Origin of the sequence: Roseibium sp., assembly GCF_039982295.1 — a bacterium.
Lineage (GTDB): Bacteria > Pseudomonadota > Alphaproteobacteria > Rhizobiales > Stappiaceae > Roseibium.
On sequence record NZ_JBDWYP010000092.1, the window covers coordinates 455,040 to 477,870 of the forward strand.

Below are 22,831 nucleotides of genomic sequence, written 5' to 3' on the forward strand. Positions count from 1 at the left end.
TTCCATCATCACAAGAGAATTTTTTTCCAAACCCATCACACATTGGAGAGATCCGGATGCTTGGAAGCCTCAAATCCCTTTCCGGCCCGCTTGCCGGTTTCATCGCAGCGATGACGGTTCTTGCAGCCCCCGCGTCAGCGGCACCTGAAGTGACCCCGCTTGTGTCAACCGAATGGCTTGCATCGAACCTGGACAACGACGAGATCGTCATCATCGACACCCGCTCGAAGATCTCCAAGTCCGGCAAGGATGACTACCTCAAAGGCCATATCCCGGGGGCCGTCTGGTCTGAGTATCCGGGCTATTGGCGGACCGAGCGGAATGGTGTTGTCGGCGTCCTGCCGTCCGTTGAGAAGCTGGAAGCTGCCCTTTCCGAGCTGGGTGTTTCCGAAGACAAGGCTCTCGTTATCATTCCCGCCGGTTCCTCAAGCCTCGAATTCGGCTCGGCCGCACGAATCTTCTGGACCATGAAGTATCTCGGCCACGACGCAGTCGCGATCCTCGACGGCGGACATGCAACCTGGGTTGCAGAAGGCCGCGAACTTGAGACAGGCAACGTCACTCCCGAAGGTGACCTGTTCGTCGCTGACGTCCGCGATGAGCTTCTGGTGTCCACGAACGAAGTCGTTGAAGCCATGGGCACGGACACTGTACTTCTGGACGGCCGTCCTGCGGCACAGTTCTCCGGCAAGCAGAAACACGGCAAGGCGACCCGCTTCGGGCACATTCCCGGTGCAGTGAACTTCGACCAGGACCAGTTCTACAACAAAGGCTCGAACCGCCTGAAGGACAAGGCCGAGCTCGCCTCGCTGTTGCCCGCAAGCCTGAAGGACAGCTCAGCCAAGGTGGTCTCCTACTGCAACACCGGGCACTGGGCCGCCACCAACTGGTTTGTACTGACGCAGGTACTCGGACAGGAAAATGTCACGCTCTATGATGACAGCATGGTCGGATGGAGCCGCGACGAGAGCCTGCCGATCGAGGCGACTGCAAAGCCGGAACAGCCAGCCAAGCAGGTCAAGACCAACTGAGTTCCGGTTCCTGTCAAAGGACCTTCGACTTAGCCTGACTGATCGCCCGGTTCACAAGAGCCGGGCGATTTTTTGTTGCAGCACCGGAAGTAGCTCGCTTTCGAACCACGCATTTTTCTTCAGCCAGCTATTGTTGCGCCAGGAGGGATGGGGCATCGGCACCACCGCAGGCTGACGGTCTGGGCCCAGGTATTCTCGCCAGCTCTCCACGGTCTCGGTCAGGTTTTTCTTCTTGTCCCGGCCAAGATGGTAGGCCTGTGCGTATTGGCCAATGACGAGGATCAGCTCAATTTGCGGCATGGCTGCAAAGATCCTGTCATGCCAGTGCGCGCGGCATTCACGGCGCGGCGGAAGGTCGCCGCCCCTGCTGTCCAGACCGGGAAAGCACAGCCCCATGGGAACGATCGAGATTTTTGCGGCGTCGTAGAAAGTATCAGAATCGACGCCCATCCACTGACGCAGCCGGTCGCCGGAGGGATCAGTGAAAGGCCGTCCGCTTTTGTGGACCTTCGTTCCTGGCGCCTGACCGCAGATGCAAATTCGAGCTTGGTCAGAGAGCTGAATGACGGGCCGGGGCTCGTGAGGAAGCGGCCCGACAAATGGCTGTTCAACGCAAATACGGCAGGCAGAAATCTCCTTCTTCAGATCTCCCAGCTCATCCTTTGCCATTGCTGTGCCATGCACCGGCTTCTCCCAACCCTCAGTCATCGCTTACGTTTCGTTTACCACATACCTGAGGGCGATCTTAAGAAATCGTGAGTCAGATATGTCAAACGACGAACTACCGATCAAGCTTTTGAAAAGAGTGTTCAGACGGACATGGGATACGAGGCCCGCACCATCCGCGACGAGAAGACCGCGATCAACCGAAGACGGGCGATGCGTCGGCGCGAGGTTGCACGGACGGTCCGGGACGTGCGTACGCGTATCGGGTCCAACGATAGCCTGCCCAATGACTTCGAGCTCGAAAGACAGCATCTTTTTGCGGACACGCGATTGAATTCGGCCTTTGCCGTCCCCATGCTTGCCCTGATCGTTGCCGCCATTTCGTCGCTCTGGATCCATCCTGCGCTCGTTGGCTTCTGGTTCATCCTGAATTTTTGCATGCATCTTCTGGCGATCGGAACGTGCCGGGCGTACGAGCAGGCACCTTCTGCCAGTCGTCAGGAGAAACCATGGCTGCGGCGCTTCACGCTGAGCGACCTGCTTTACGGCAGCAGCTGGGCCCTGTTCTTTCTCTTGCCGAAGCAGAACCAGACGGGCGACGGATTTCTTGTCTTCCAGTTTGCCACGATGCTGATCGTGGTCGCGATCACGACCATGCAATCGGCCACCCTGCCCCGTGCCTTGCTGGCGGGCACACTCCCGGTCTCACTGACGGTCACGGCGACTTTTTTGAAGCAGCCAGAACCGATCCACTACACGCTCGCGGCGATGGCGGTCGGTGCTCAGGGCTTTTTCTTCATTCTGGGCAATCAGCTCCTGAAGAACGCAAATACGATGCTCGAATACCGGGCCGAGAAAGATCACCTGATCGCGGAACTGGAAACAGCCAACGCGTTGTCAGACGAATCCAGACGCCGGGCGGAAGAGGCAAACCTCGCCAAGTCTCGTTTTTTGGCCACCATGAGCCACGAACTGCGCACGCCGCTGAACGCCATTCTGGGATTTTCAGAGGTGATGAAAGACGAAGTCCTCGGCCCGATGCAGAATGCCAACTACAAAAGCTACGCTGCTGACATCCACCATTCGGGCGCACATCTTCTTAACCTGATCAACGAGATCCTCGACCTGTCACGGATCGAGGCCGGGCGTCATGAATTGCAGGAAGAAGCGATCTACATCGACGCCCTCGTGGAAGAATGCTGCAAGATGATGCAGATCCGGGCCAAGGCCAAGGACATCTGCATTCAGGAAAGCCATACCGGCGACCTTCCGCGGATCTGGGGTGATGAACGCGCCCTGCGCCAGGTTATCTTGAACCTCTTGTCAAATGCGGTGAAATTCACCCCGGTCAATGGAACGGTCCAGATCACGCTGGGACGCACGGAGGACGGCGGCCAGTTTGTGTCCATCAAGGACAATGGCCCGGGCATTCCCGAAGCAGAAATACCCGTTGTGCTGCAAGCCTTCGGACAGGGCGCCGTCGCGATCCAAAGCGCGGAGCCGGGAACCGGTCTCGGTCTCTCGATCGTTCAGGCGCTTGTCACGATGCATGGTGGGCACTTCGACCTACGGTCCAAGTTGCGCGAAGGCACCGAAGTGATCTTCACCCTGCCCAAATCTCGGGTGATGGAGAGCATGCCGGCCTATGAAACTCCGGCCGACCGGAACGCCCAGCGCCGCCGTCGCGCCTGACGCACCACCTTGCAGTTTAGCCGTCCTTAGAGGCGACACCTGCATCAGAAAACGTCGCCATACCGGAGTGCATTTCAGCCGCAGCCTTGACGATACCGGTTGCAACGGCTGCGCCCGATCCTTCACCGAGCCGCATCCCGAAATCCAACAGAGCCGACTTTTCCATCAGATCCAGCGTGCGACGGTGAGCGGCTTCTGCCGACACATGCGCAAAAAGACAATGATCCAGCCCGCTCGGATCCATCGCATAAACCACCGCTGCCGCTGCGGTCGTGACAAAGCCATCGATGATCACAGGCACGCGCTGGAGGCGTGCGGCAATGATGAGGCCGACCATGGCCGCGATTTCACGCCCACCGACACGCCGCAGAATTTCCAGAGGATCTTTCTCGCCGTTTAACCGAGCAACCGCGGTTTCAACAGCGGCGCGCTTGCGTGCAAGGCCCTCATCGTCGACGCCAGTTCCGCGACCAATCCAATCTTCCGCCGATCCACCGAAGAGCCCGTTGAGGACAGCTGCAGCGACCGTCGTGTTCCCAATCCCCATCTCGCCCAGGCAAATCAGGTCGATGCCACCCGCCAAAGCCTCCATGCCGTAAGCCATGGTCGCAGCACAATGGGCCTCGTCCATCGCATCTTCCTCGGTAATGGACGGCGTCGGCATTTCGACGGCAAGGTCGAACACCTTCAGACCGACGTCATTTGACCGGCAGATCTGATTGATCGCGGCCCCGCCGGCAGCGAAATTCTCCACCATCTGACGATTGACTGAGCTTGGAAAGGCAGAGACGCCCTTGTCTGCAACGCCGTGAGCTGTTACGAAAATGGCAACCAGCGGACGTGTCACCTTTGGCTTTTCATTGCCCGACCAGGCTGCCAGCCACTCGGCAATTTCCTCGAGCCGCCCCAGCGAACCTGCCGGCTTCGTCAGCTGAGCGTCGCGCGCCCGGACCGCCGCCAGTGCGCCTTCGTCCGGCCCCGGCATGGATTGCACCAGATTGCGGATGTCGTCGAACGGCAGGGCAGATTCAGAAAGGGACATGGGGGCGTTGCTCCGGAGCTAGCCTGTTGGGGCCTGTTGTAAGCCTATTGTCGTCGGTCTCAGGTCTTGGTTCCACGGTTGCGCCGATCTATAACGGCCACCGGACAAAAAACAAGGTTGGGATACGTCATGGACAGGCAAGAGGACCGGCACAGGCTTGATCTGCGCCTCGCCCTGGCAGACCTGGTCGCAGACACAGCCGCATGCGTCCGTTTTTTTTCACGTCTGCCCGTGCCCAAACTCTGCGACACCGATGACCCGGCCCGTCTGCCGGATTTTTCCCAAATCTCCAGGGCGATCCCACTTGCCGGCGTCGCGATCGCCATGCCAGCGAGCCTTCTCCTTCTGCTTCTCGGGTTGAGCCAACTGCCCACACTGGCCTCCGGCCTTCTCGTTGTTGGCACCCTCGCCATGGTCACCGGAGCCCTTCATGAGGACGGGTTAGCGGATGTCGCCGACGGTTTCTTTGGCGGACATACGCGGGAAAGACGCCTCGAGATCATGAAGGACAGCCGGATCGGCGCCTTCGGCGCGATCGCGCTCATCGTGTCCCTAGGCCTGAAAACGGTACTGATCGCGTCCCTTCTTGACCGTTACACGCCACTGGAGGCCATGGTGATCCTTCTCGGCACAGAGAGCCTCGGCCGGACGCTTATCGTCTGGCAGTGGACGACCTTGCCTGCAGCACGTCCAGACGGACTTGCACACCGCTTTGGCGTTCCAACATCACAAACGCTCAAACAGTCATGCATCTTTGGCACGGTATGTCTGTTGCCGGTCCTCGCGGTTTTACCCCTTTCATCGTTTGCCCTCGGGTTGTTCCAGGCGGCCCTCGCCGCGCATGGCATCGGCAAGTTTGCAAAGGCCAGGATTGGCGGTTTCAGCGGAGATGTGCTCGGCGCAATTCAACAGATCGGCACTTTAGCCTTTCTCGCAGGTTGCCTGGCGATCACGTAAGCTCAATTCACGAAACCGTTGCGAGCACCCGGAAAGACTGGCATTGATGCACGAGTGGATCGCGCAGGATATGGCCGCGCATCGGGAGACCATGTTGAGCGCGTACTCTGACCAGACAAATGCCGGAACCCTGACCGGAGCTCAGTCATCGACCAGCAGAAAGTTGCTGGCCTGGGTTTTTGTCACCATCAGCTGCATCTTTCTGGTTTCCTGCGGCTCACGGCCTGAAAGCGGTGCGCTCGCCATCAGCACGGCGAAGGCCCCGGGCGCCGTTGACCATGAAATCCTGATCTATACCACACGCGAGAAGGACGACCGCCCCAACACCTATTTCAACGGTGAACGCGGTGAAGGTCTCAGTTATGCCAAGGCCACGATTTCAGTCCCTCCCGCGCCGGCCCACAAGCCCGGGCAGATCGAATGGCCATCTGCACTGCCCGGAGATCCGGAAAAGGAGTTCACGGCCCGCTCCGCGTCCTACATCGCTGACAAAGCCGCCATGCGCAGGGAGCTTGATGCAAAGCTGATGCAGCTGCCGAAGGGAAAGCGTGACGTTTTCCTTTTCATCCATGGCTACAACACCATGTTCGCCGAGGGGCTCTACAGGTTCACCCAATTTGTCCATGATTCGGACTATCCGGGTGTACCCGTGCTGTTCACCTGGGCGTCACGCGGTCAGCTTACCGACTATGTTTATGATCTGAACAGCGCGCTCGTTGCCCGCACAGCGCTTGAGGAAACAATTCGCGACCTTGCCAACAGCAAGGCGGAGCGGATTGTGATTTTGGCTCATTCCATGGGCAACTGGCTGCTCATGGAAACTGCACGGCAAGCCCCGGCAGCTGACCTGAAACGTCTGAGTTCCAAGATCGAACAAGTGGTGCTGGCTGCTCCGGACATTGATATCGACGTTTTCAAGGACCAGCTGCGAGCGCTCAGCAAAAAGGCCAGGCCGAGAAAACCGCTCATCATTCTGGTCTCCGAGGACGACCGCGCCCTGGGTATCTCTCGCAGGATCGCAGGGGGAAAAGCCCGTGTCGGCTCCTATGACAATGAGGCAGAGCTGGCGGAGCTTGGCGCGATTGTCGTTGACCTGACCAAGGTCGAGGGAACCGATTCCACGAACCATTCCAAGTTCGCCCAAATTGCGGCGCTCAGCCCGGAACTCAGGGCGGTGCTCCAACAACGGGACCTCAACACCTACAACCCACTTGAGCCGAACCAGATTGGACAAGCAGGCCAAGACCTCGGCACCTTCGTTGCGAGTACAGCGCAGATCGCGATCACCCTGCCTGTGGCTGTGCTGACTGCTCCGATCACTCTTGCAACTGGAGGGCGCTAGCTACTTTTGCGGGCGTCACGCTCTGGCAGATGACCTCCTCAGCGCCTATATCCTCGAGCATGAAATCACCTTGCACCAAGATTTGCCAGATCGACAGAACCAACGGCCTTTGCCTGGGCTGCTATCGCACGCTTGACGAGATCGCTGGTTGGGGCCGCATGTCTGATGCAGAGCGCGAAGCCATACTCCTCGACCTGGACGGACGCCGAGCAACTCGGCCTGAAGCACTTGTCCAGGTGAGCGACTAATGCGCGGCGTCCGAGGCATTTTGATAGGCGTTTTGATTGCGGTCATGGCGGGTGCAGGGCTCTATGCGCTTGGAGGCTTTTCCGGCGACCCCGAAAATCTCGATTTTGATCAGACCGGCCCGCGGATCGTCACACTCTCAGTCCTGGCCTTTGTCTTTGTTGCAAGCCTTGTTTTCGGCCAGCCGCGAGTTCGTGACATTGTGCAAGGCGTGTTCTTCTGGGGTGGCTTACTGGCCCTTCTCGTCGTTGGGTACACCTTTCGGGCCGACTTGATACAGGGTGGCTACCGTGTACTCGGAGCACTTGCGCCTGGCCTTGCCGTGCCGCAAGATGACGGCACGATCCTTGTTGTCCGCGACGCCAGCGGGCATTTTTCCCTGGAAGCGGATACCAACGGCGCCAAGACACGCTTTCTGCTCGACACAGGCGCCAGCGCGGTCGTGCTGACGCGCGAAGATGCCGCCCGTGCCGGCTACAGTGATTCAGAGCTAAACTTTTCGGTGCCGGTTCAGACAGCCAATGGCGGCGCACTCGTGGCTCCGGTCAGGATCCGGACGCTTTCCGTGGGTAATCTCATGCTGAAAGATGTGCGAGCCTTCGTCGCGCGCAAGGGAGCGCTGGACACAAGCCTCTTCGGCATGACCGCGCTAAATCGCTTGTCCAGCTGGCGGATCGAGGGAGACCGGCTGGTGCTGACGCCCTGACCTTCAATAGCCGTTGAGGCTAAGCAGGAAGCGCAATGCTACCACCAGCAGGAAGCAACCGAAGAAGATCTCCATTTTCCGCCTCGGCAGAGCGTGGGCGATCTTAACACCAAAGGGCGCAGCAAAGGTTGTTACCGGAATAATCAGGGCGACACCGAGCAAATTGACGTAGCCAGCCGAGAACGGCGGAAGATTTTCAGCGCCCCACCCTGCCCAGATCAAACCGATGGTCCCGGGTATCGAAATCATCAATCCGGTACCGGATGACGTCGCCACAGCCTGGTGGATCGAGCGGCCGTAGAGCGTCATGAAGGTGTTGTTCATGACGCCGCCACCGATGCCCATCAGCGTCGAGAAGAAACCAATGGCCAGACCGCAAATTGGCCGGATCGGCGATCCGGGAATGTCGCTACCAAGGCGCCAATGAGGTTTATCCAGAAGCATACGCGTTCCAAGAACCAAAACGATCACGGCAAAAATCCCCTTGAGGGCGTCGCCGGAGACATAGGCTGCAAGGAGCGATGCACCAATCACGCCAAGCGGCAGCGGGATAAGCCAGGATTTCAGGAGTTCCAGATCCGCCGCTCCACGCTTCTTGTGGGCCATGAAGGATCGCATGGAGGTCGGCACAATGATCCCGAGTGACGTGGCCACCGAGATGTGCATTCGAACGCTCTCATCAACGCCCAGCACAGTCAGAAACTGGTAGAGCACGGGCACGAGCACAGCGCCTCCGCCGATGCCGAACATTCCTGCAAGAAACCCTGCGATCAGGCCCGAACCGACAAGAGCGAGCGCCAGACCGACGTACTCCATGATCTGGCCGTCACCGGAAATTGCACTGAAATCCATGGGGTTTTGCCTTGAAGAGAAAAATTAGTTTCAGACGAGCATAACGTAAGCCGATTCCCGCGGACAATCACTTGGACGAAACGAGAAAGATGTTTCGCCGCCTTCGAGCTCAGGCTCAGGTGCCGTTTCAGGCAGCTGTGTCAGCTCGCAAGTCGCCGTCATTGGTGTTGTCGCGAGGACGCACAGCCGAAAGTGCCTGTTCAACCACGTCCAGACCGGCCTCCGACTTGATCGCCTCAACCGTCAGGATCCTGCGCCAGGACCTTGCGCCCGGTCGCCCGTGGAACAGGCCGAGCATGTGACGCGTCATGCGCGCAAGCTTCACGCCTTGTTTCATTTGCTCTTCGAGGTAGGGCATATAGGCCTCGACAGCCTGCCACGGCGAGATATCCTCGCACATCTCACCATAAATCCGGCGATCGACCTCCCCCATGAGCTGGGGTGTATGGTAGGCCGCACGGCCGAGCATCACGCCGTCAAGGTCAGGCAGGAAGGCTTCGGCTTCATCAAGCGTTGCAATGCCACCGTTGACACCGATGAAGCGACCTGGAAAGCGCTGCTTGAGACGGCGAACGCGGTCGTAGTCGAGCGGCGGAATATCCCGGTTCTCCTTCGGACTCAGGCCTTTCAGCCATGCCTTTCGCGCATGCACCCACAACGCATCAGCGCTGGCGGCGAATACGGCATCCGCCATCGCGTCGAGCGCAAGCTCCGGGTCCTGCTCATCAACACCGATGCGGCATTTGACAGTCACGGGAATCTCGACGACCGCCTTCATGGCCGAAACGCACTCAGCAACCAGTTCAGGTTCCTGCATCAAGCAGGCACCAAAACTCCCCGACTGAACGCGGTCGGACGGACAGCCGACATTGATGTTGACCTCGTCATAACCGTAGTCCTCGACGATCTTGGCAGAGGTGGCCATATCTTCGGGGTCAGAACCGCCAAGCTGAAACGCGACCGGATGCTCTAGATCGGAAAAGCCCAGCAAATGCTCCCGGTCACCATGAATGACCGCGCCGGTCGTCACCATCTCTGTGTAGAGCAACGCATTGCGGCTCAGTTGCCGGTGCAGTGCCCGGCAATGGCGATCAGTCCAGTCCATCATCGGTGCGACGGCGAAGCGTGGCTGATGGCCGGTATAAAGGCGGTTTTTGGTCGTCATGAGCGGCTGCATATCACTCCCCTGCCATTTTCGCAAAGGCAAGACCTGCATGGCACGTCAGGAGTTTAACCGCTCATCGAACCTGCCCGAGCCTCACTCAGCCTCGGTCTCGAAATAATTTGCATTGGTGGCCGAGATTCGCTCGATCGTGGCATCAAGCCGGGAAAGGTGGATCATGCCCGCCTCAACCGCCTTCTCTTCATCGCCGCTGGTCACCGCTGCAACGATGGCCCTGTGATCTTCAACCAGCTGAGGCATCCTGTCTTCTTTGGCGAGACCCAACATGCAGAGGCGGTCGACCTTGGCTTTCTCCGCCCTGATGACATCGAATGCGAAATCCACTTTTGCGATTTCGCACAGCAGTTTGTGAAATTCATAGTCGAGAGCGCCGAATGCCTCGTAGTCCTGCTCAGCGAGCATCTTGCGCTGGTCAGCAAGGCATTTCTCCAGCAAGGCCGTTCCGCTGTCATCACAGAGCCGCGCTGCGCGCCGGAAGACTTCTGCCTCAACAGCAGCGCGAACGAAGCGCGATTTTTCAATCTCCCGCGACGAAAATCGCTTTACCTCAGTCGCCCGTTGCGGCCTGATCAACAAAAGGTTGAGGTTTTCCAATCGGCTGAAGGCATCGCGAACCGGCTGCCGGGACACACCAAATTTCGCAGCAATATCTGCTTCGGAAATCCTGTCGCCAGGCCTCAAACGCATGGAGGTGATGTCATCGTAGAGGTCATTGAAAATCTCATCGACACTGGTTCGCCGCCCGCCAGCCTGGTTTTCCTGCGTCATGAACACCTCTTCCGTGGACCTGCTTGATAGCCACGTCCTGTCGAAAACACCATCGCCTCAGGCCACACAGCCAAATGTGTAACAGTGAAATCCCTTTATAAAATTTATACTAGTATTCCAGATAGGCGACTAGTATACTAGCTTTAAATACAAAACGCTTGCGCGTTGGAGGGAAAGCAGAAATTTGGACAGCTTGAATGCAGCGAGCCCCCTTGCAATGAGCTGCACTCACTTTAGCGTGTATTTCTTCTTTTCTCACAACTGTGGAATCTGACGATAATTTCCAAAACTGATCAACGCCAGCGTCTACTGGCCGATTGTCATTTAAATGAAGGAAAACCCATGAAACTCAAAGGCAAAACCGCAATTGTGACTGGTGCTGGCCGTGATATCGGACGCGCTTGTGCTCTGAAGCTGGCGGAAGAAGGCGCGAACGTCGCGCTCAACTACTTTTCTAGCAGCAAGGGTGCCGATGCAGCCGTTGAAGAAATCAAGGCCAAGGGCGGCAACGCCTTTGCACTTCAGGGCGACCTGAACCAGCAATCCGATGTGGACGCTCTTGTCGGCAAAACGGTTGAGACGTTTGGAGCTGTGAACGTCCTGGTCAACAACACTGGCGGCCTGATCGAGCGCGTCAAGATCGCCGACATGTCCCTTGAGCATTGGCAGGCGGTCATGGGCCTGAACCTGACAAGCACCTTCCGGATGATCAAGGCTTGTTTGCCTCACCTCACAGAAGGCGCCATCGTCAACCTTGCCAGCCAGGCAGGCCGCGACGGCGGTGGCGGCGGGGCAGTCGCTTATGCGACCTCAAAGGGCGCCATGATGACCCTGACACGTGGCCTTGCGAAGGAACTGGGTCCGAACATTCGCGTCAACGCCCTTTGCCCGGGCATGATCGACACGGACTTCCACAACATCTTCACCAAGGATGAAGTGCGCCGGAATGTCGAAGCTGCTACGCCGGTGAAGCGTCAGGGCACACCGGAAGACATTGCCAACCTTGTGGCCTTCCTTGCCTGTGAAGACTCAGCCTTCATCACTGGCGCAAACGTCGACATCAACGGCGGCATGCTCTTCAGCTGATGTGATCGCATCGCTCTGCACCAGTTGCCGAGTTGCCCCGGAGTGCCTGGCGCTCCGGGGTTTTTTGTCTTTAAATCCACTCGCGCAAATCATGATCTTCACGCCTACTTGGCAAGCTGCTCCCGCTGAATGCAGCGGCGGCATCGGCAGGGCTTAGCGGTTCCGAGTAGAGGAAGCCTTGAGCCACATGGGCGCCCTTCTCCATCACGAACTCGGCCTGCTCATCGGTTTCGACCCCCTCGACCACAATGGTCTTGCCCAGGCCAACTGCCAGATCGATCACGCCCGCGAAGAGACGCCTGGTCTGTTCGTCCAGCTCAAGGTCCACGACAAACGACCTGTCGATCTTGATTTCCTCGAATTGCAGACGGCGGAGATAGGACAACGAGGAGTATCCAGTTCCGAAATCGTCCAGCGCGGCTCTAACCCCCTTCGCCCGGAGAACTCCCAGCACGTCGTGAACCTCGCCCCAGTTCTCCATGAGAACTGTCTCGGTGACCTCCAGCGTGAGCTGATCGCCAGGCAGACCCGTTTCAAGCAGAATATCCAGAATCTCTTCTGCAAGCCCTGCCCCCTTGAACGTGAGAGCACTCACATTGGTGGAGATCCGCACCGGCCGCGCGCTCCGTCTTCCAAACTCAACGGCAAAGGAAGCAGCACCGCGCAAGATCTGGAGATCAACCTGCCGGACAAGCCCATTTTCCTCGGCGACCGGGATAAACTGATCTGGACACACCACAAGATCATACCATTTCCAACGCGCCAGAGCCTCGAACCCGTGAATCTCACCGCTACCCAAGTCGATTTGCGGCTGAAAAACCGGATAGATTTCACCTTGTTCAATCGCAATAGGAAGAGCCGACGAGAGCGCCGCGCGTTTCCACATGTTGTCTTTCAGCTCACGATCAAAACTGCGGTAGCGCCCCTTGCCTGCGCGCTTCGCTGCATAAAGGGCTGTATCGGCCGCTTTCAACAAAGCTGATGCATCGCCCCCGGTCATCTCACCCAATGCCGCGACACCAACAGAACAGCGGCCCTGGATCGACAACCCTTCATGAGAGTGTGGTGCTGCCATGCTCTGCACGATTTTCTCACCCAACTGATCCGGATGGGTGAGCTCTGCGTGCATGCGCACAAGAACTGCGAATTCATCGCCACCGAATCTTGCGACCAATCCAGCCTCTTCATGCACGAGAGCTGACAGGCGCTGCCCGACCCCGGTCAAAAGAGCATCACCGGCATCGTGTCCCATCGTATCATTGACCGACTTGAAGTCATCGAGGTCGATCAGCGCGACAAAGACGTCCTCACTCTTTCCGCTGGCGCAAGCCTCGACCTCGGCGTCCAGACGGTCGCGAAACATTGTTCGATTGGAAAGACCGGTCAGGGCATCGTGGGAACTGAGAAAATTGGAAAATGCCTCAGCTTCCCGCTTGTCTCTTTCTGCCCTGACCTGCCCCTCCAGACTCGTAACAACTCGGTTCATGCGCCGCCGCTCGCGGCGCGCAACAAGACCGCCACCCAAAAACGCCAAAACACCGGCACTCACTGCATAAGTCAGGTTGTTGTAGGTCGCCGATGTGAGATCGCTCTCGACGACATAGGCTCCCATGACGTCACCAAGTTTGTATTCAGGACTGCGCAACTCCTTGTTGTGGCAACTCACACAGTCCGGGTTTGAGGCGACCGAGGGGAAAATCGTGCGACCCACGAAACGACCGTTCTCAAAAAGACTCTCCTCAATGACGGAATAATCGCCATCATCAGCAATTTCCTTGATCGCGGCTCGGACGCGGGGATCGTTTTCGACTGTGCGAAGCTCCAGCCCCGGCGTGCCAGGCATGCGCATAGTCACGCTAATTTCCTGGCGTTCCTGTATGCTCTCGACGAACTCTGCAAGGTTCTCGATGCCCCGACGACGAAACGAGGCGGGAACTACATTGTGTTCGTTGCGCTCGGCCGCAAACGTGCTCGTAAACGCATCGGTCGCCTCCACAAGACGGGTGCGATCGTTTGCCTGGGAGCGGATGAGTTCAGCTGTCAGAATGAAAAAGAAGCCAGAGGCAACAACCAATGCTCCGAGAAGAACTACGAAGACTGGCCCAAAGGAGAAACCGGCCCTGGTTTCTTCAAATCCCTTCATAATCACCGTTTTCCGAACACTTTAAAGCATCAACACACCACCAATAACATCTTAAAATTAACGCAAGGTATTTGAAGTATTTCTACATATCAAAATTTACTACACTCATTATACTAGATAAAAATAGCAATATAATATAATAAAAATCCAACACTCCACTTCTGGCCCAACATCTCAGTCTCTCACCCGATTGGCGGCAAGCGTCTGGTGACTGGCTGAGCCTTGACGACGGCTGTACTGGTTTCAGACTTCTCCGAGACCTTGTCGAGGATCTCATCCAGCTCTTCCATGGATCGAACGTGGAGGCGTGCGATGAAACAATCCTCTCCCGTGACCTTGTCACACTCGGTGATCTGGGGAATATCCTGCAGCATCTTTTGCACAACATGCAAAGTGCCAGGCAGCGGACGGACCCGCACCATCGTCTGAAACAGATAGCCGACAGCCCTGGGGTCGACATCTATGGTGAAGCCACGGATCACCCCGCCCTCTTCCAGCCGACGCAAGCGATCCGACACGCTTGGTGACGACAGCCCAACGCGGCTTGCAAGCTCCTTCAGGGGCAGCCGTGCGTCCCCCAAGAGTTCTTCCAATAGTTGGCGATCAATATCGTCGATCTTCATTTATTAGGCCTCTCGATTAATTCACCTCATGATGGCAGGCAAAAATTAAATACCACCTTCCACACCACATGGAAAACACTCCTGTCATCCCAGATGCTTGTTGCAGTTGAAACAGGAGCGGATGATATGGAAACTCAAAACCTTCGAGGTGGCGCCGAAATGACCGCCGCCATGCTCATTTCCGGCACCATCGGATGGTTCGTCCTTCAATCGGGAGAACCTGCGCTGCAGGTAGTGTTCTGGCGGTGCAGCTTTGGGGCGCTGGCCCTTCTCGTCGCCTGCTGGGCGCTCGGGCTCTTTCGCAGCAGCAAGCTGACACTGGGTCTATTTACCTGGACCGCTCTGGGCGGCGTCGCAATCGTCCTCAATTGGGCATTGCTCTTTGCTTCCTTTTCAAAAGCCAGCATTGCCGTATCAACGGTCGTCTACAACACACAACCCTTCATGTTGACAGCAATCGCCATGATCGCTTTCGGCGAGCGTCCAGGCCTTCGCAAACTGGGCTGGTTGGCGATCGCTTTTGTCGGTGTCGTGATGATCATCAGCACAAGGCCCGGCAGCAACTACATTGGTGCCGACTATGGCCTGGGCATCGCGCTCGCTCTCGGTGCCGCCGCTCTTTATGCGGCAGCGGCGGCCATCGCGAAAAAGCTGAAAGGCGTACCTCCCCATTTGATCGCCCTTATCCAGGTCAGCGTTGGGGTTCTTATGCTGGCGCCCTTCATGTCATTTGCGGAGCTGCCGCAGACAGCGAGCGCCTGGGCCAGCCTCGCCACGCTCGGAGTGCTCCACACGGGGGTGATGTATGTTCTGCTATACGGTGCGATCCAGAAGCTGCCGACGACAATGGTGGCAGCCCTCTCCTATGTCTATCCGATAGCTGCGATTGCCGTTGACTTCATGGCCTTCGGCACCGCCCTGCAGCCCATCCAGTTCCTTGGCTCGGCCGCAATCATACTCGCCGCTGCGGGCGTCTCTATGGGCTGGCCGTTGCTGCCCCAGCTAACACGAAGGCCGCTCCAAGCTGGGGAGTAGGTCTGCGGTTTGTCGGTGAGGCTTGACCTACTTCACCGACAGGCACGTGCAAGCAGCTCTCGAGAAAACAGTGTTGGAAACGCTTCCGTGAGAGGATTGAGTGGCATCCGTGACGCCTCTGCACCCCATTACAATCATGCTCGCGCCCAACTTTTCCTGCGTAGACAGTATATTCTCCGCCGGGGAGCCAACACTGATCGGTGCCACTTCTGCCTCTACGCCCCGCCTTGCAACCTTGGCTTTGGCCTCTTCAAGGATCTTCTCCCCAATCAGGCGTAACACGGCCTCGGGAGCCGGCTGATTGGTTTTGGTGGCAACCAGTTTCAGCTGTTCCTTTAATTTTGGCGGGAAGGTCCTGGCGACCGAAAGCCCGAGAAGATCGGCAGCTCCCTTGCCATCGGCCAGAATATGAAGAAGCACGATCCGCCCATCGTATTTTTCCGCCAGATCGCAAGCGATGCTAATGGCCTTGCTCGCATGATCCGATCCATCCACCGGCACCAAAATGGTGTGCATGACCTAACCTTTTCCCAAATAGCCTGACTCTGCCACAAGCCTATCCCAGAAACTTCTGACAATTCCCATAACATCATCGCATCCAACAAGAATGGCGCGGTCGTTTCCGGCCGCGCCATTCCGTAATCAACTGGTTTGAGAGGATCAGGCAGCCTCGGCAGAGGCATTTTCCTTGATACCATTCAGGAAGGAACCGACCTGCTCGCGCAACTCGCGCGCCTCGCTTTCAAGACTACGGGATGCATTGAACACCATGTCAGCGGCCTCGTTGGTGACGCTTGCAGCATCGGAGACCCCGGCAATGTTCGCCGACACCTCTTGCGTACCGGAAGCGGCCTGCTGAATGTTGCTGGCAATCTCCTGGGTAGCCGCACCCTGTTCTTCAACAGCGGCAGTGATGCTGGAGGTGATATCGTTGATCTTGCCGACAGTGTCAGTGATCGCCGCGATTGCATCTACCGCCTGACTGGTCTCACCCTGGATGCTGGAGATCTGGCTCGAGATCTCTTCCGTGGCCTTGGACGTCTGGGTCGCAAGCTCTTTAACCTCGGCAGCAACAACCGCAAAGCCCTTACCGGCTTCACCGGCGCGGGCGGCCTCGATCGTTGCGTTCAGGGCCAGAAGGTTGGTCTGTTCGGCAATAGCCTGAATGAGCGTGACAACTTCGCCGATCTTGCCGGCAGCTGCGGACAGCCCCTGAATGCGGTGGTTTGTCTCCGCGGCCTGAGAAGCGGCCTGCGAGGCGATTTCGCTGGAAGAGCTGACCTGACGGCCGATCTCGGTCACAGAAGCAGCAAGCTCTTCTGCAGCTGCTGCAACAGTCTCGGTATTTGCCGATGCGCTGGCCGCTGCACCCTTGACCGCGTCGCTCTGTGAGGTGGTCTGCTGAGCGCCGGCGTTCAGGCTTGTGGAAGCCGACTGAAGGCTTTCAACCGAACCTGTGATCGTTTCCAGAAGGCCGCTGACTTTCACGTCGAAGCTGGAGGAGAGACCCTGAATATTACGCGAGCGCTGAATGTCCAGCTCCTGCCGTTCGCTGTGCTGAGCTTCAAGTTCACGGCGAGCATTTGCGTTGGCAACGAAGGTCTCCATGGCTTCAGCCATTTCGCCGATCTCATCACCTCGGCTTGCACCTTCAATGGCGATATCTGTATCGCCGTCTGCGAGCTTCTTCATGCTCTGTGTCAGCGTCTTCAAAGGACCGGCCATGTTCCGGATCGCTGCGGTCGCGATGAACGCGACGACGAGGCCACCAACCAGAAGGAAACCGAGGAGTTCCAGCGCCTGTGACCAGAACGCGGCGGCAACATCATCAACATAGATGCCAGTTGCAACGACCCAGCCCCATGGCTGGAAAGGAGCCGACCAGCTGGCTTTGGGCAGGAGTGCTTCCTCGCCCTTGCGGTTCCACATGTAGCTGACGACGCCGCCGCCAGCCTTTGCAGTCTCGATCATTTCGCGGACATGGAACTTGCCAGTCTTGTCTTTCGAGTCCCAGGCGTTGTTGCCCTCGGTCGCCTTGTTGCTGCTGACAAGGCGGTCGCCCTTTTCATCGAAAACAAACGCATAATTGCTGCCGTCATAGCGAATTGCGCGAATAACATCCCGCGCTTGCGTCTGCGCCTGCTCACGTGTGAGCTCGCCTGCTTTTTCCAATTCATGGAAGTAGGTGGCGACCGAGTTGGTCACCTCAACGATGGTCTCCGTCTTGGCAATCCTCTCTGCATAGAGAACCGAACGCATGGACAGGAGTTCGTAGCCGACGAGAGCCAGGGTGAAGACCGCCAGACTGATGACTGGGATCCAGATTTTGATGCTGATGCGAAAACGGTCGAGATTCATTTGACTTTGCCCGAATTGAAACCACTGAGTGCAGTTTGCAGCGCACAAATTAAGCAATACTGAAGATCGCGAGATTGTTTTCCGCTCTTTTCAAACTTCAATGTCATCTTCTTAGCCATTGAAATAAATATGATTTCCCAGATCTATAAAACCTGAATTTCCACGCGAATTCACAGAGCGGTACTTACGTGGCCGTATCGATGCCTTATGCAAAACCCATCCCCAAAAACGTGTGATCCTCAGCTGCATATCGCGACCATGACTGTCGCTTTCGAGGCATCTGCAAACGCTGTTGGCGTTTTGGATCTAATTGCTGTGACCGGCTGCAGCTGCACCGGCAAAAAGTGGGGTATTTGGACCTGCCCTAACGGCCAGCAGGTTTCGGCGGCGGCGATTCGATGAAGCCAAGCGCAGCTTCTGCCTGAGTTGCATCGACCTCTTTCATTTGCGCGTGTGCCTGTCTCGCCAAAGCCAGATCACCGCCCCATACACCTGACTGGATCGCGATGCGCAAAGCCCGTGGATCTTGCTGCGCATTTTCCAGAACAAACCAGGCGTGTGGCAGCATTGCCTCGTACCGACCGGCCAACTGCATCGAGGTCAAAAGCGAAAGCCGTGCGTTGAGAGAATTCGGAACCTGGTCAACGGCGGCCTGATGCAATGTTATGGCTTCTTCTGAAGCACCCGCTATGCCCAGCAACCGGCCTGCCTCCAGATATTGCCCCTGATTTCGCGACAGGTGGCAGGTTTCACTGATCCGCTCCACCAAGTCGGCCTTGATCTCAGATGAAGAGCGCGCCGTTGCTTGTTCCATCGCTTCGGAACAAAGCGCGAGCGCACGGCCCAGCGCACCATGAACAGCAAGTGCATCAGGCATGTCGCGGCCTGCCAGAAGAGCGAGGACATCCGTTGCCGGCAGGGCCTCAAAACGGCCTTCGCCACCACCTGCCGCGATACCGACCAGCGTGCCTTTGCCGTCAACAAGCGCGCCGCCGCTGACACCGGGCTGCATCTGGCTTGTGACATGGAACCTTCCCAGGTCCGCGCGCCCCGCCGGCGGGAGAATGACTTCGCCTGGCGCAAAGACGCGCACTTGCCGCCGGGCGATATCAGCGCCAACCGCATGCAAGGGGCCTTGGACAGTCATGTCTTTGGAGGGGAAGAGAATTGCGCCATCTTCCGGCAGGCCATCCACCCTGATCAGGGCAAGATCTCCGCGATAGGAAGACGGGATGACCTCACCCTTCAAAGGACCTGATGGTGTGAAGGCAACAACCGTGGTTCGGTCCGCCACAACATGGCGGTTGGTGACCAGAAGATCCGTATCGATGCGGGTTGCACTTGCCAGAGGATCAAAGCTCTCAACGGGGAAGACCGCCTGGCGCGTCCTGCAAATCGCGAGGGCATAGGGACAGTCTGGCAGTCCGACGTCGCTGCGGTCCTGCCGAGCACCCTCAGGCACTTGATCTGAAAATTGTAGATCGAACGAAAACCGCTGGCCGTCGCGCAGGACGGTCACGCTGGCACGTTCCCCATGTCGCACCAAAGCCAGAGCGGAAATCGCATCTCGTGGTGATCGGATTGCGCGTTCATTCAAGGCAAGGATCAAATCCCCCACCTTCAAACCAGATTTTTGCGCGGGGCCACCAGACGCAAGAGAGGCAACCTTAGCACCAGCGTGGAACTCAAGTTCAGCGCGAGAGGGATTTTCCAATCCCCAACCTGCCGAGACATAGGAAACCTTCCCCGTGTCACTCAACTCGGCGACAACCCGAGCGAGCAGCGCATTGGAGACGGCAAAATTGACACCAATGTTGGTCTCTGCTCTTGAGGCGAAAATTGCAGAGACCATGCCCATCAGCCGCCCCTGCCCGTCGACGAGAGCCCCGCCGGAACTTCCGGGATTGGCTGCCGCATCTGTCTGAATGAAATCCTCGACCGCATTAAAGCCGGCATTGGAGACATGACGCGCCGAGACAACACCACAGGTGACCGAGAGACCAAGACCATAGGCATTCGAGATCACGCAGGCCCGGCTAGCGAGCGAAGGATGCAGCGCCGTTTCCAGCAAAGGCAGATTCTCTGGGACTTTCAGCAATGCAATGTCACTGGCTTCATCGTGTCCAATCAGGTCCGCTGGTAAAATCCGCCCGTCGGCCAGACGCACATCGATGCGTTCGGCCGGCTCGATCACATGAAAAGCGGTCGCGACGAGGCCATTTTCACCGACCACAACACCCGAGCCCTCAGGCGCAGCGCCAGGCGGCGTCCCCCCTCCGCCTTGCGCTTTCCCGGGCCAGACCGGCAGAACGGAGACCACAGACGCAAGAGCGCCGTCCAGGAAGGGCTGCGAAGCGGCTGGAGTTACACCAAGACAAAGACCAAGCGCATATGCGGTAAACAACAATATGGCCTTGCGCGTCATCTGCGGGTCTCCTGCTCTGACTTCCGGCGCGATCTTAGCGCGAAACAAGCTTGAAGCGAACTTACCTTCAGAAGCCAGAAAGGCCCGAGCAAAAGCCCGGGCCTCTCCAGCACGTCTGGCATCTGTCAGATGGATGACAATGCCCGGTTCACGCTTACCAGCTGAATTGCTTCGCCATTGTCAGCTTGAATGTCCGCCCCTTGCCATCGTCACCGGATAGGTTGGCTCTATAACGCTTGTCGAAGATATTCTCGACCGACGCACGAAGCACCCAGTCTTCGAACCTGCCTTCGTCCGGCGTCCAGTTGGCAAAGATATCGTGCACCGCGTAGCCTGCGAACGGACCTTCACTCGTCGCGCCCGAGACGATGCTCTCGGCGAATGTACCCCGCCAACCAAAGTCGAGATTATAATCAGGAAGGCGCGCCCCGAGCGTTGCACCCAAGGTCGTCGCCGGGATCGTGCTCAAGTTCTCGCCTGTCTCAGTGTCCTCGCCAAATATGCGGCTAAACGACATGCTGGCGAAAGCGTATTTGGATTCGTAGGCGCCTTCGATTTCAACACCCAGGATTTTGGCCTTATCGACATTGACATAATAAGGGACGGTCGATGTCTGACCCGTGTAGGTGTTGGAGGTGATCAGATTGTCGAGGATGTTGTAAAAGCCGGTTGTCTTGATCTGAAGACCGTCATTTTCAGCCAGCAGATCGTTGAATGACACCGCAAAACCAGCTTCAAAGTTATTCGAGGTTTCCTTCTCCAGATCAAGGCTGACACCGCGCGAGATCGGCCAGCCGCGCCCTGGTCCGGACGTCGAGAAGATCTCGTCCAGTGTCGGCATACGCTCGGTGTGAGCGATGGAACCAAAGACGGACAGGGTATCGTTGAACTTGTACAGAGCTGCGATCTTGGGAGAGAAGGCAACGTCAGACGAAGATGATGCGCCGGAGATCGCGGAGTCCGGATCAATGTTGACGACATCAACACGGACGCCCGGAATAAGTGTCAGACGATCGTTCCAGACAAACTCATTCTGGGCGAAGAAGCCGAACTTCGTATCTGTGCCTTCGGGGTGAAAGTCGATTGCGCCGCTTGTGGCGTCCGCTGTTCTCTGCTGATAGCTGAGCTGGCCACCAAGTGTCAGGAAGTTCTCAAACCCATCGCCTGACGTTTCAAACGTGTTGTCAATCTTGGCAGAGTAGGTCCGGTAGCCATACTCTGCATCATCATAGAGCTGCGAGGTGGATGTTGCAGCGTTCGACGAATCTGATTGCGTGACACTGGTATCTGAGAACGACAGGTTGACGTTCAAATCCAGCCAGGGATTGTCGCTCGCCGGATTTTCGTAGGCGAGTACGACCGTCTGATCAGTGACTTCCCGGTCGATGGTTCCAAACCCTAGAGAACCGGTCTGGGAATACTCGGTATCATCCGCGTCGCTTTGCCAGCGAGAATAAGACAGGCGAAGAGCCTGTTCGTTGGCTTCACCGAATCTGTGGGTGATCTTACCGAGGCCAGAGAAGGAGACAAACTCCGATCCTTTGATCGTCTCGCCTGAACCGGTGACGTAGTTCTGCTGACTGCGGACATTTCCGTTCACCAGGACAGAGGTCTGATCATTGAACGCGAATGCACCCGTCAACGAGCCCAGAATGCCGGCCACATTCGAGTTGTATTCGGTCTTGAGCTGAACAGCGCCCTTCTCGCCAGGCTCGAGATAGTCTTCTGCGTCCTTGGTGGTGAAATTGATCACCCCGCCAAGCGCGCCAGCACCATATAGCGTCGACGATGCCGGCCCCCGGAGCACTTCGACACGCTTGTAGAGTTCCGGTTCGCCGAAGAACGAGCCAACGCGGTACTGTTCATGGAACTTCACCGCGCCATCAACGGTGACAATGATCTTGGATTCGTCCGCCGCCGCAAGTCCGCCGATCCCCCGGATATTGAAGGACTGGCCAATCACCCTGTCACTCCCGATCATCGTCACTCCAGGGACCTGATCGAAAAGTTCTGCAATCGTTGCCGCTTGTTTCTCGTCGATTGCTTCCTGGTCGAGAACAGTTACCGCTTGGGGTGTGTCGATCGCAACTTTGTCATGCCCTGTACCGACGACAAGCTGATTCAGCAGCGTAGTGGCCTGAGCCACCTCGGTCTCTGAGGCATCCTGTGCGCCCGCGATGGTCGCAGTTCCGATTGTTCCAATGACGGTGCCGGCAAGCAGCCTCGCCATGCGCGCATGATATGACATACGACAAGTCCTTAGTGTCTAGCGATGAAGTGAGAGGCGTGTGCTGGCGCGCAAGGCGTTCGCCGTCGCAAGCTGGCAGCGGGACAACCCGCAGACGGTCTATGGCTTATTCAGCCTGTCGCCTAACCTGATATTTATACTCATGAATTAAAAAACATGACTACATTAGTCAAGTTATTTTCGTGACGGACAAATTGCTGCCACTTTGCAGCGATCTGACCCCGGCTGACGGACATCAGAAATCGCACGACATAAACGGAAACAGACTGTGGCAGACCTTACGTTTTCAGATATTTGTAAAATCAATTTTTAAAACAGATACTTCCCGCCTCGCAAAACTCTTGTCGCACCGCATCATTTCAGTTAGCCCTAGCGGCCAAGGATGGAGTCGACTGGTTCAGAGAGAGAAATCTGCGAGAGGGGTGCTC

General features: G+C 57.2%; 19 protein-coding genes. 8 read left to right on the top strand and 11 right to left on the bottom strand.

The window, feature by feature from the left end:
• Positions 1-56: 56 nt before the first annotated feature.
• Positions 57-1,031 carry a sulfurtransferase gene (locus ABJZ52_RS22260; RefSeq protein WP_348187095.1) on the top strand — a complete coding sequence of 325 codons (975 nt, stop codon included), beginning with the start codon at positions 57-59 and terminating at the stop codon, positions 1,029-1,031.
• 51 nt (positions 1,032-1,082) lie between these two features.
• Here ABJZ52_RS22260 and ABJZ52_RS22265 read toward each other — a convergent pair whose 3' ends face one another.
• On the bottom strand, positions 1,083-1,700 hold the full coding sequence (locus tag ABJZ52_RS22265) for a uracil-DNA glycosylase family protein (RefSeq protein ID WP_348187184.1): 618 nt from the start codon (positions 1,698-1,700) through the stop codon (positions 1,083-1,085).
• Between the two features lie 150 nt (positions 1,701-1,850).
• Here ABJZ52_RS22265 and ABJZ52_RS22270 point away from each other — a divergent pair, with 150 nt between their 5' ends.
• On the top strand, positions 1,851-3,389 hold the full coding sequence (locus tag ABJZ52_RS22270; protein ID WP_348187097.1) for a HAMP domain-containing sensor histidine kinase: 1,539 nt from the start codon (positions 1,851-1,853) through the stop codon (positions 3,387-3,389).
• Between the two features lie 16 nt (positions 3,390-3,405).
• Here the strand turns inward: ABJZ52_RS22270 and cobT are convergent, their stop codons facing one another.
• Positions 3,406-4,431 (bottom strand): nicotinate-nucleotide--dimethylbenzimidazole phosphoribosyltransferase, encoded by a 1,026-nt coding sequence (cobT, locus tag ABJZ52_RS22275; RefSeq protein ID WP_348187099.1) that lies wholly within the window; start codon positions 4,429-4,431, stop codon positions 3,406-3,408.
• Between the two features lie 129 nt (positions 4,432-4,560).
• Between cobT and cobS the strand changes: the two genes are divergently transcribed.
• From cobS to ABJZ52_RS22295, 4 genes are read left to right on the top strand one after another with little or no spacing between them, the layout of a single operon-like run.
• Positions 4,561-5,388, top strand: coding sequence for an adenosylcobinamide-GDP ribazoletransferase (gene cobS, locus ABJZ52_RS22280; protein ID WP_348187101.1), 828 nt, complete (start codon positions 4,561-4,563; stop codon positions 5,386-5,388).
• A 46-nt stretch (positions 5,389-5,434) separates the two neighbouring features.
• Positions 5,435-6,730, top strand: a complete 1,296-nt coding sequence (locus ABJZ52_RS22285; RefSeq protein WP_348187103.1) for an alpha/beta hydrolase — start codon at positions 5,435-5,437, stop codon at positions 6,728-6,730.
• A 59-nt stretch (positions 6,731-6,789) separates the two neighbouring features.
• Positions 6,790-6,978, top strand: coding sequence for a DUF1289 domain-containing protein (locus ABJZ52_RS22290; RefSeq protein ID WP_348187105.1), 189 nt, complete (start codon positions 6,790-6,792; stop codon positions 6,976-6,978).
• A complete protein-coding gene (locus tag ABJZ52_RS22295; RefSeq protein WP_348187107.1) occupies positions 6,978-7,682 on the top strand; it encodes a TIGR02281 family clan AA aspartic protease in 705 nt (234 codons plus the stop codon). Before ABJZ52_RS22290 ends, ABJZ52_RS22295 begins: the two co-directional genes overlap by 1 nt.
• 3 nt (positions 7,683-7,685) lie before the next feature.
• Here the strand turns inward: ABJZ52_RS22295 and ABJZ52_RS22300 are convergent, their stop codons facing one another.
• The 3 genes from ABJZ52_RS22300 to ABJZ52_RS22310 form a co-directional block, all read right to left on the bottom strand.
• Complete coding sequence (locus ABJZ52_RS22300) at positions 7,686-8,534, bottom strand: sulfite exporter TauE/SafE family protein (protein ID WP_348187109.1); 849 nt, start codon at positions 8,532-8,534, stop codon at positions 7,686-7,688.
• A gap of 127 nt (positions 8,535-8,661) precedes the next feature.
• Positions 8,662-9,699, bottom strand: a complete 1,038-nt coding sequence (gene dusA, locus ABJZ52_RS22305) for a tRNA dihydrouridine(20/20a) synthase DusA (RefSeq protein ID WP_348187111.1) — start codon at positions 9,697-9,699, stop codon at positions 8,662-8,664.
• A 93-nt stretch (positions 9,700-9,792) separates the two neighbouring features.
• Positions 9,793-10,485 (bottom strand): GntR family transcriptional regulator, encoded by a 693-nt coding sequence (locus ABJZ52_RS22310; protein ID WP_348187113.1) that lies wholly within the window; start codon positions 10,483-10,485, stop codon positions 9,793-9,795.
• 342 nt (positions 10,486-10,827) lie between these two features.
• On the opposite strand from ABJZ52_RS22310, the gene ABJZ52_RS22315 reads away from it, so the two are divergent.
• Positions 10,828-11,571: a glucose 1-dehydrogenase gene (locus tag ABJZ52_RS22315; RefSeq protein WP_348187115.1), complete on the top strand. Its 744-nt coding sequence runs from the start codon at positions 10,828-10,830 to the stop codon at positions 11,569-11,571.
• A 70-nt stretch (positions 11,572-11,641) separates the two neighbouring features.
• Here the strand turns inward: ABJZ52_RS22315 and ABJZ52_RS22320 are convergent, their stop codons facing one another.
• Positions 11,642-13,714 (bottom strand): EAL domain-containing protein, encoded by a 2,073-nt coding sequence (locus tag ABJZ52_RS22320; RefSeq protein WP_348187117.1) that lies wholly within the window; start codon positions 13,712-13,714, stop codon positions 11,642-11,644.
• A gap of 182 nt (positions 13,715-13,896) precedes the next feature.
• The gene (locus ABJZ52_RS22325) at positions 13,897-14,337 is read right to left on the bottom strand and encodes an Lrp/AsnC family transcriptional regulator (RefSeq protein ID WP_348187119.1); all 441 of its coding nucleotides are present in this window, start codon (positions 14,335-14,337) and stop codon (positions 13,897-13,899) included.
• A 126-nt stretch (positions 14,338-14,463) separates the two neighbouring features.
• Here ABJZ52_RS22325 and ABJZ52_RS22330 point away from each other — a divergent pair, with 126 nt between their 5' ends.
• On the top strand, positions 14,464-15,372 hold the full coding sequence (locus tag ABJZ52_RS22330) for a DMT family transporter (RefSeq protein WP_348187121.1): 909 nt from the start codon (positions 14,464-14,466) through the stop codon (positions 15,370-15,372).
• Positions 15,373-15,399: 27 nt separating this feature from the next.
• Here the strand turns inward: ABJZ52_RS22330 and ABJZ52_RS22335 are convergent, their stop codons facing one another.
• From ABJZ52_RS22335 to ABJZ52_RS22350, 4 genes are all read right to left on the bottom strand, one after another.
• Positions 15,400-15,888, bottom strand: a complete 489-nt coding sequence (locus ABJZ52_RS22335; protein ID WP_348187123.1) for a universal stress protein — start codon at positions 15,886-15,888, stop codon at positions 15,400-15,402.
• 144 nt (positions 15,889-16,032) lie between these two features.
• The gene (locus ABJZ52_RS22340; protein ID WP_348187125.1) at positions 16,033-17,730 is read right to left on the bottom strand and encodes a cache domain-containing protein; all 1,698 of its coding nucleotides are present in this window, start codon (positions 17,728-17,730) and stop codon (positions 16,033-16,035) included.
• Between the two features lie 364 nt (positions 17,731-18,094).
• Positions 18,095-20,155: a trypsin-like peptidase domain-containing protein gene (locus tag ABJZ52_RS22345; protein WP_348187127.1), complete on the bottom strand. Its 2,061-nt coding sequence runs from the start codon at positions 20,153-20,155 to the stop codon at positions 18,095-18,097.
• 154 nt (positions 20,156-20,309) lie between these two features.
• The gene (locus ABJZ52_RS22350) at positions 20,310-22,403 is read right to left on the bottom strand and encodes a TonB-dependent receptor (protein ID WP_348187129.1); all 2,094 of its coding nucleotides are present in this window, start codon (positions 22,401-22,403) and stop codon (positions 20,310-20,312) included.
• Positions 22,404-22,831 lie beyond the last annotated feature (428 nt).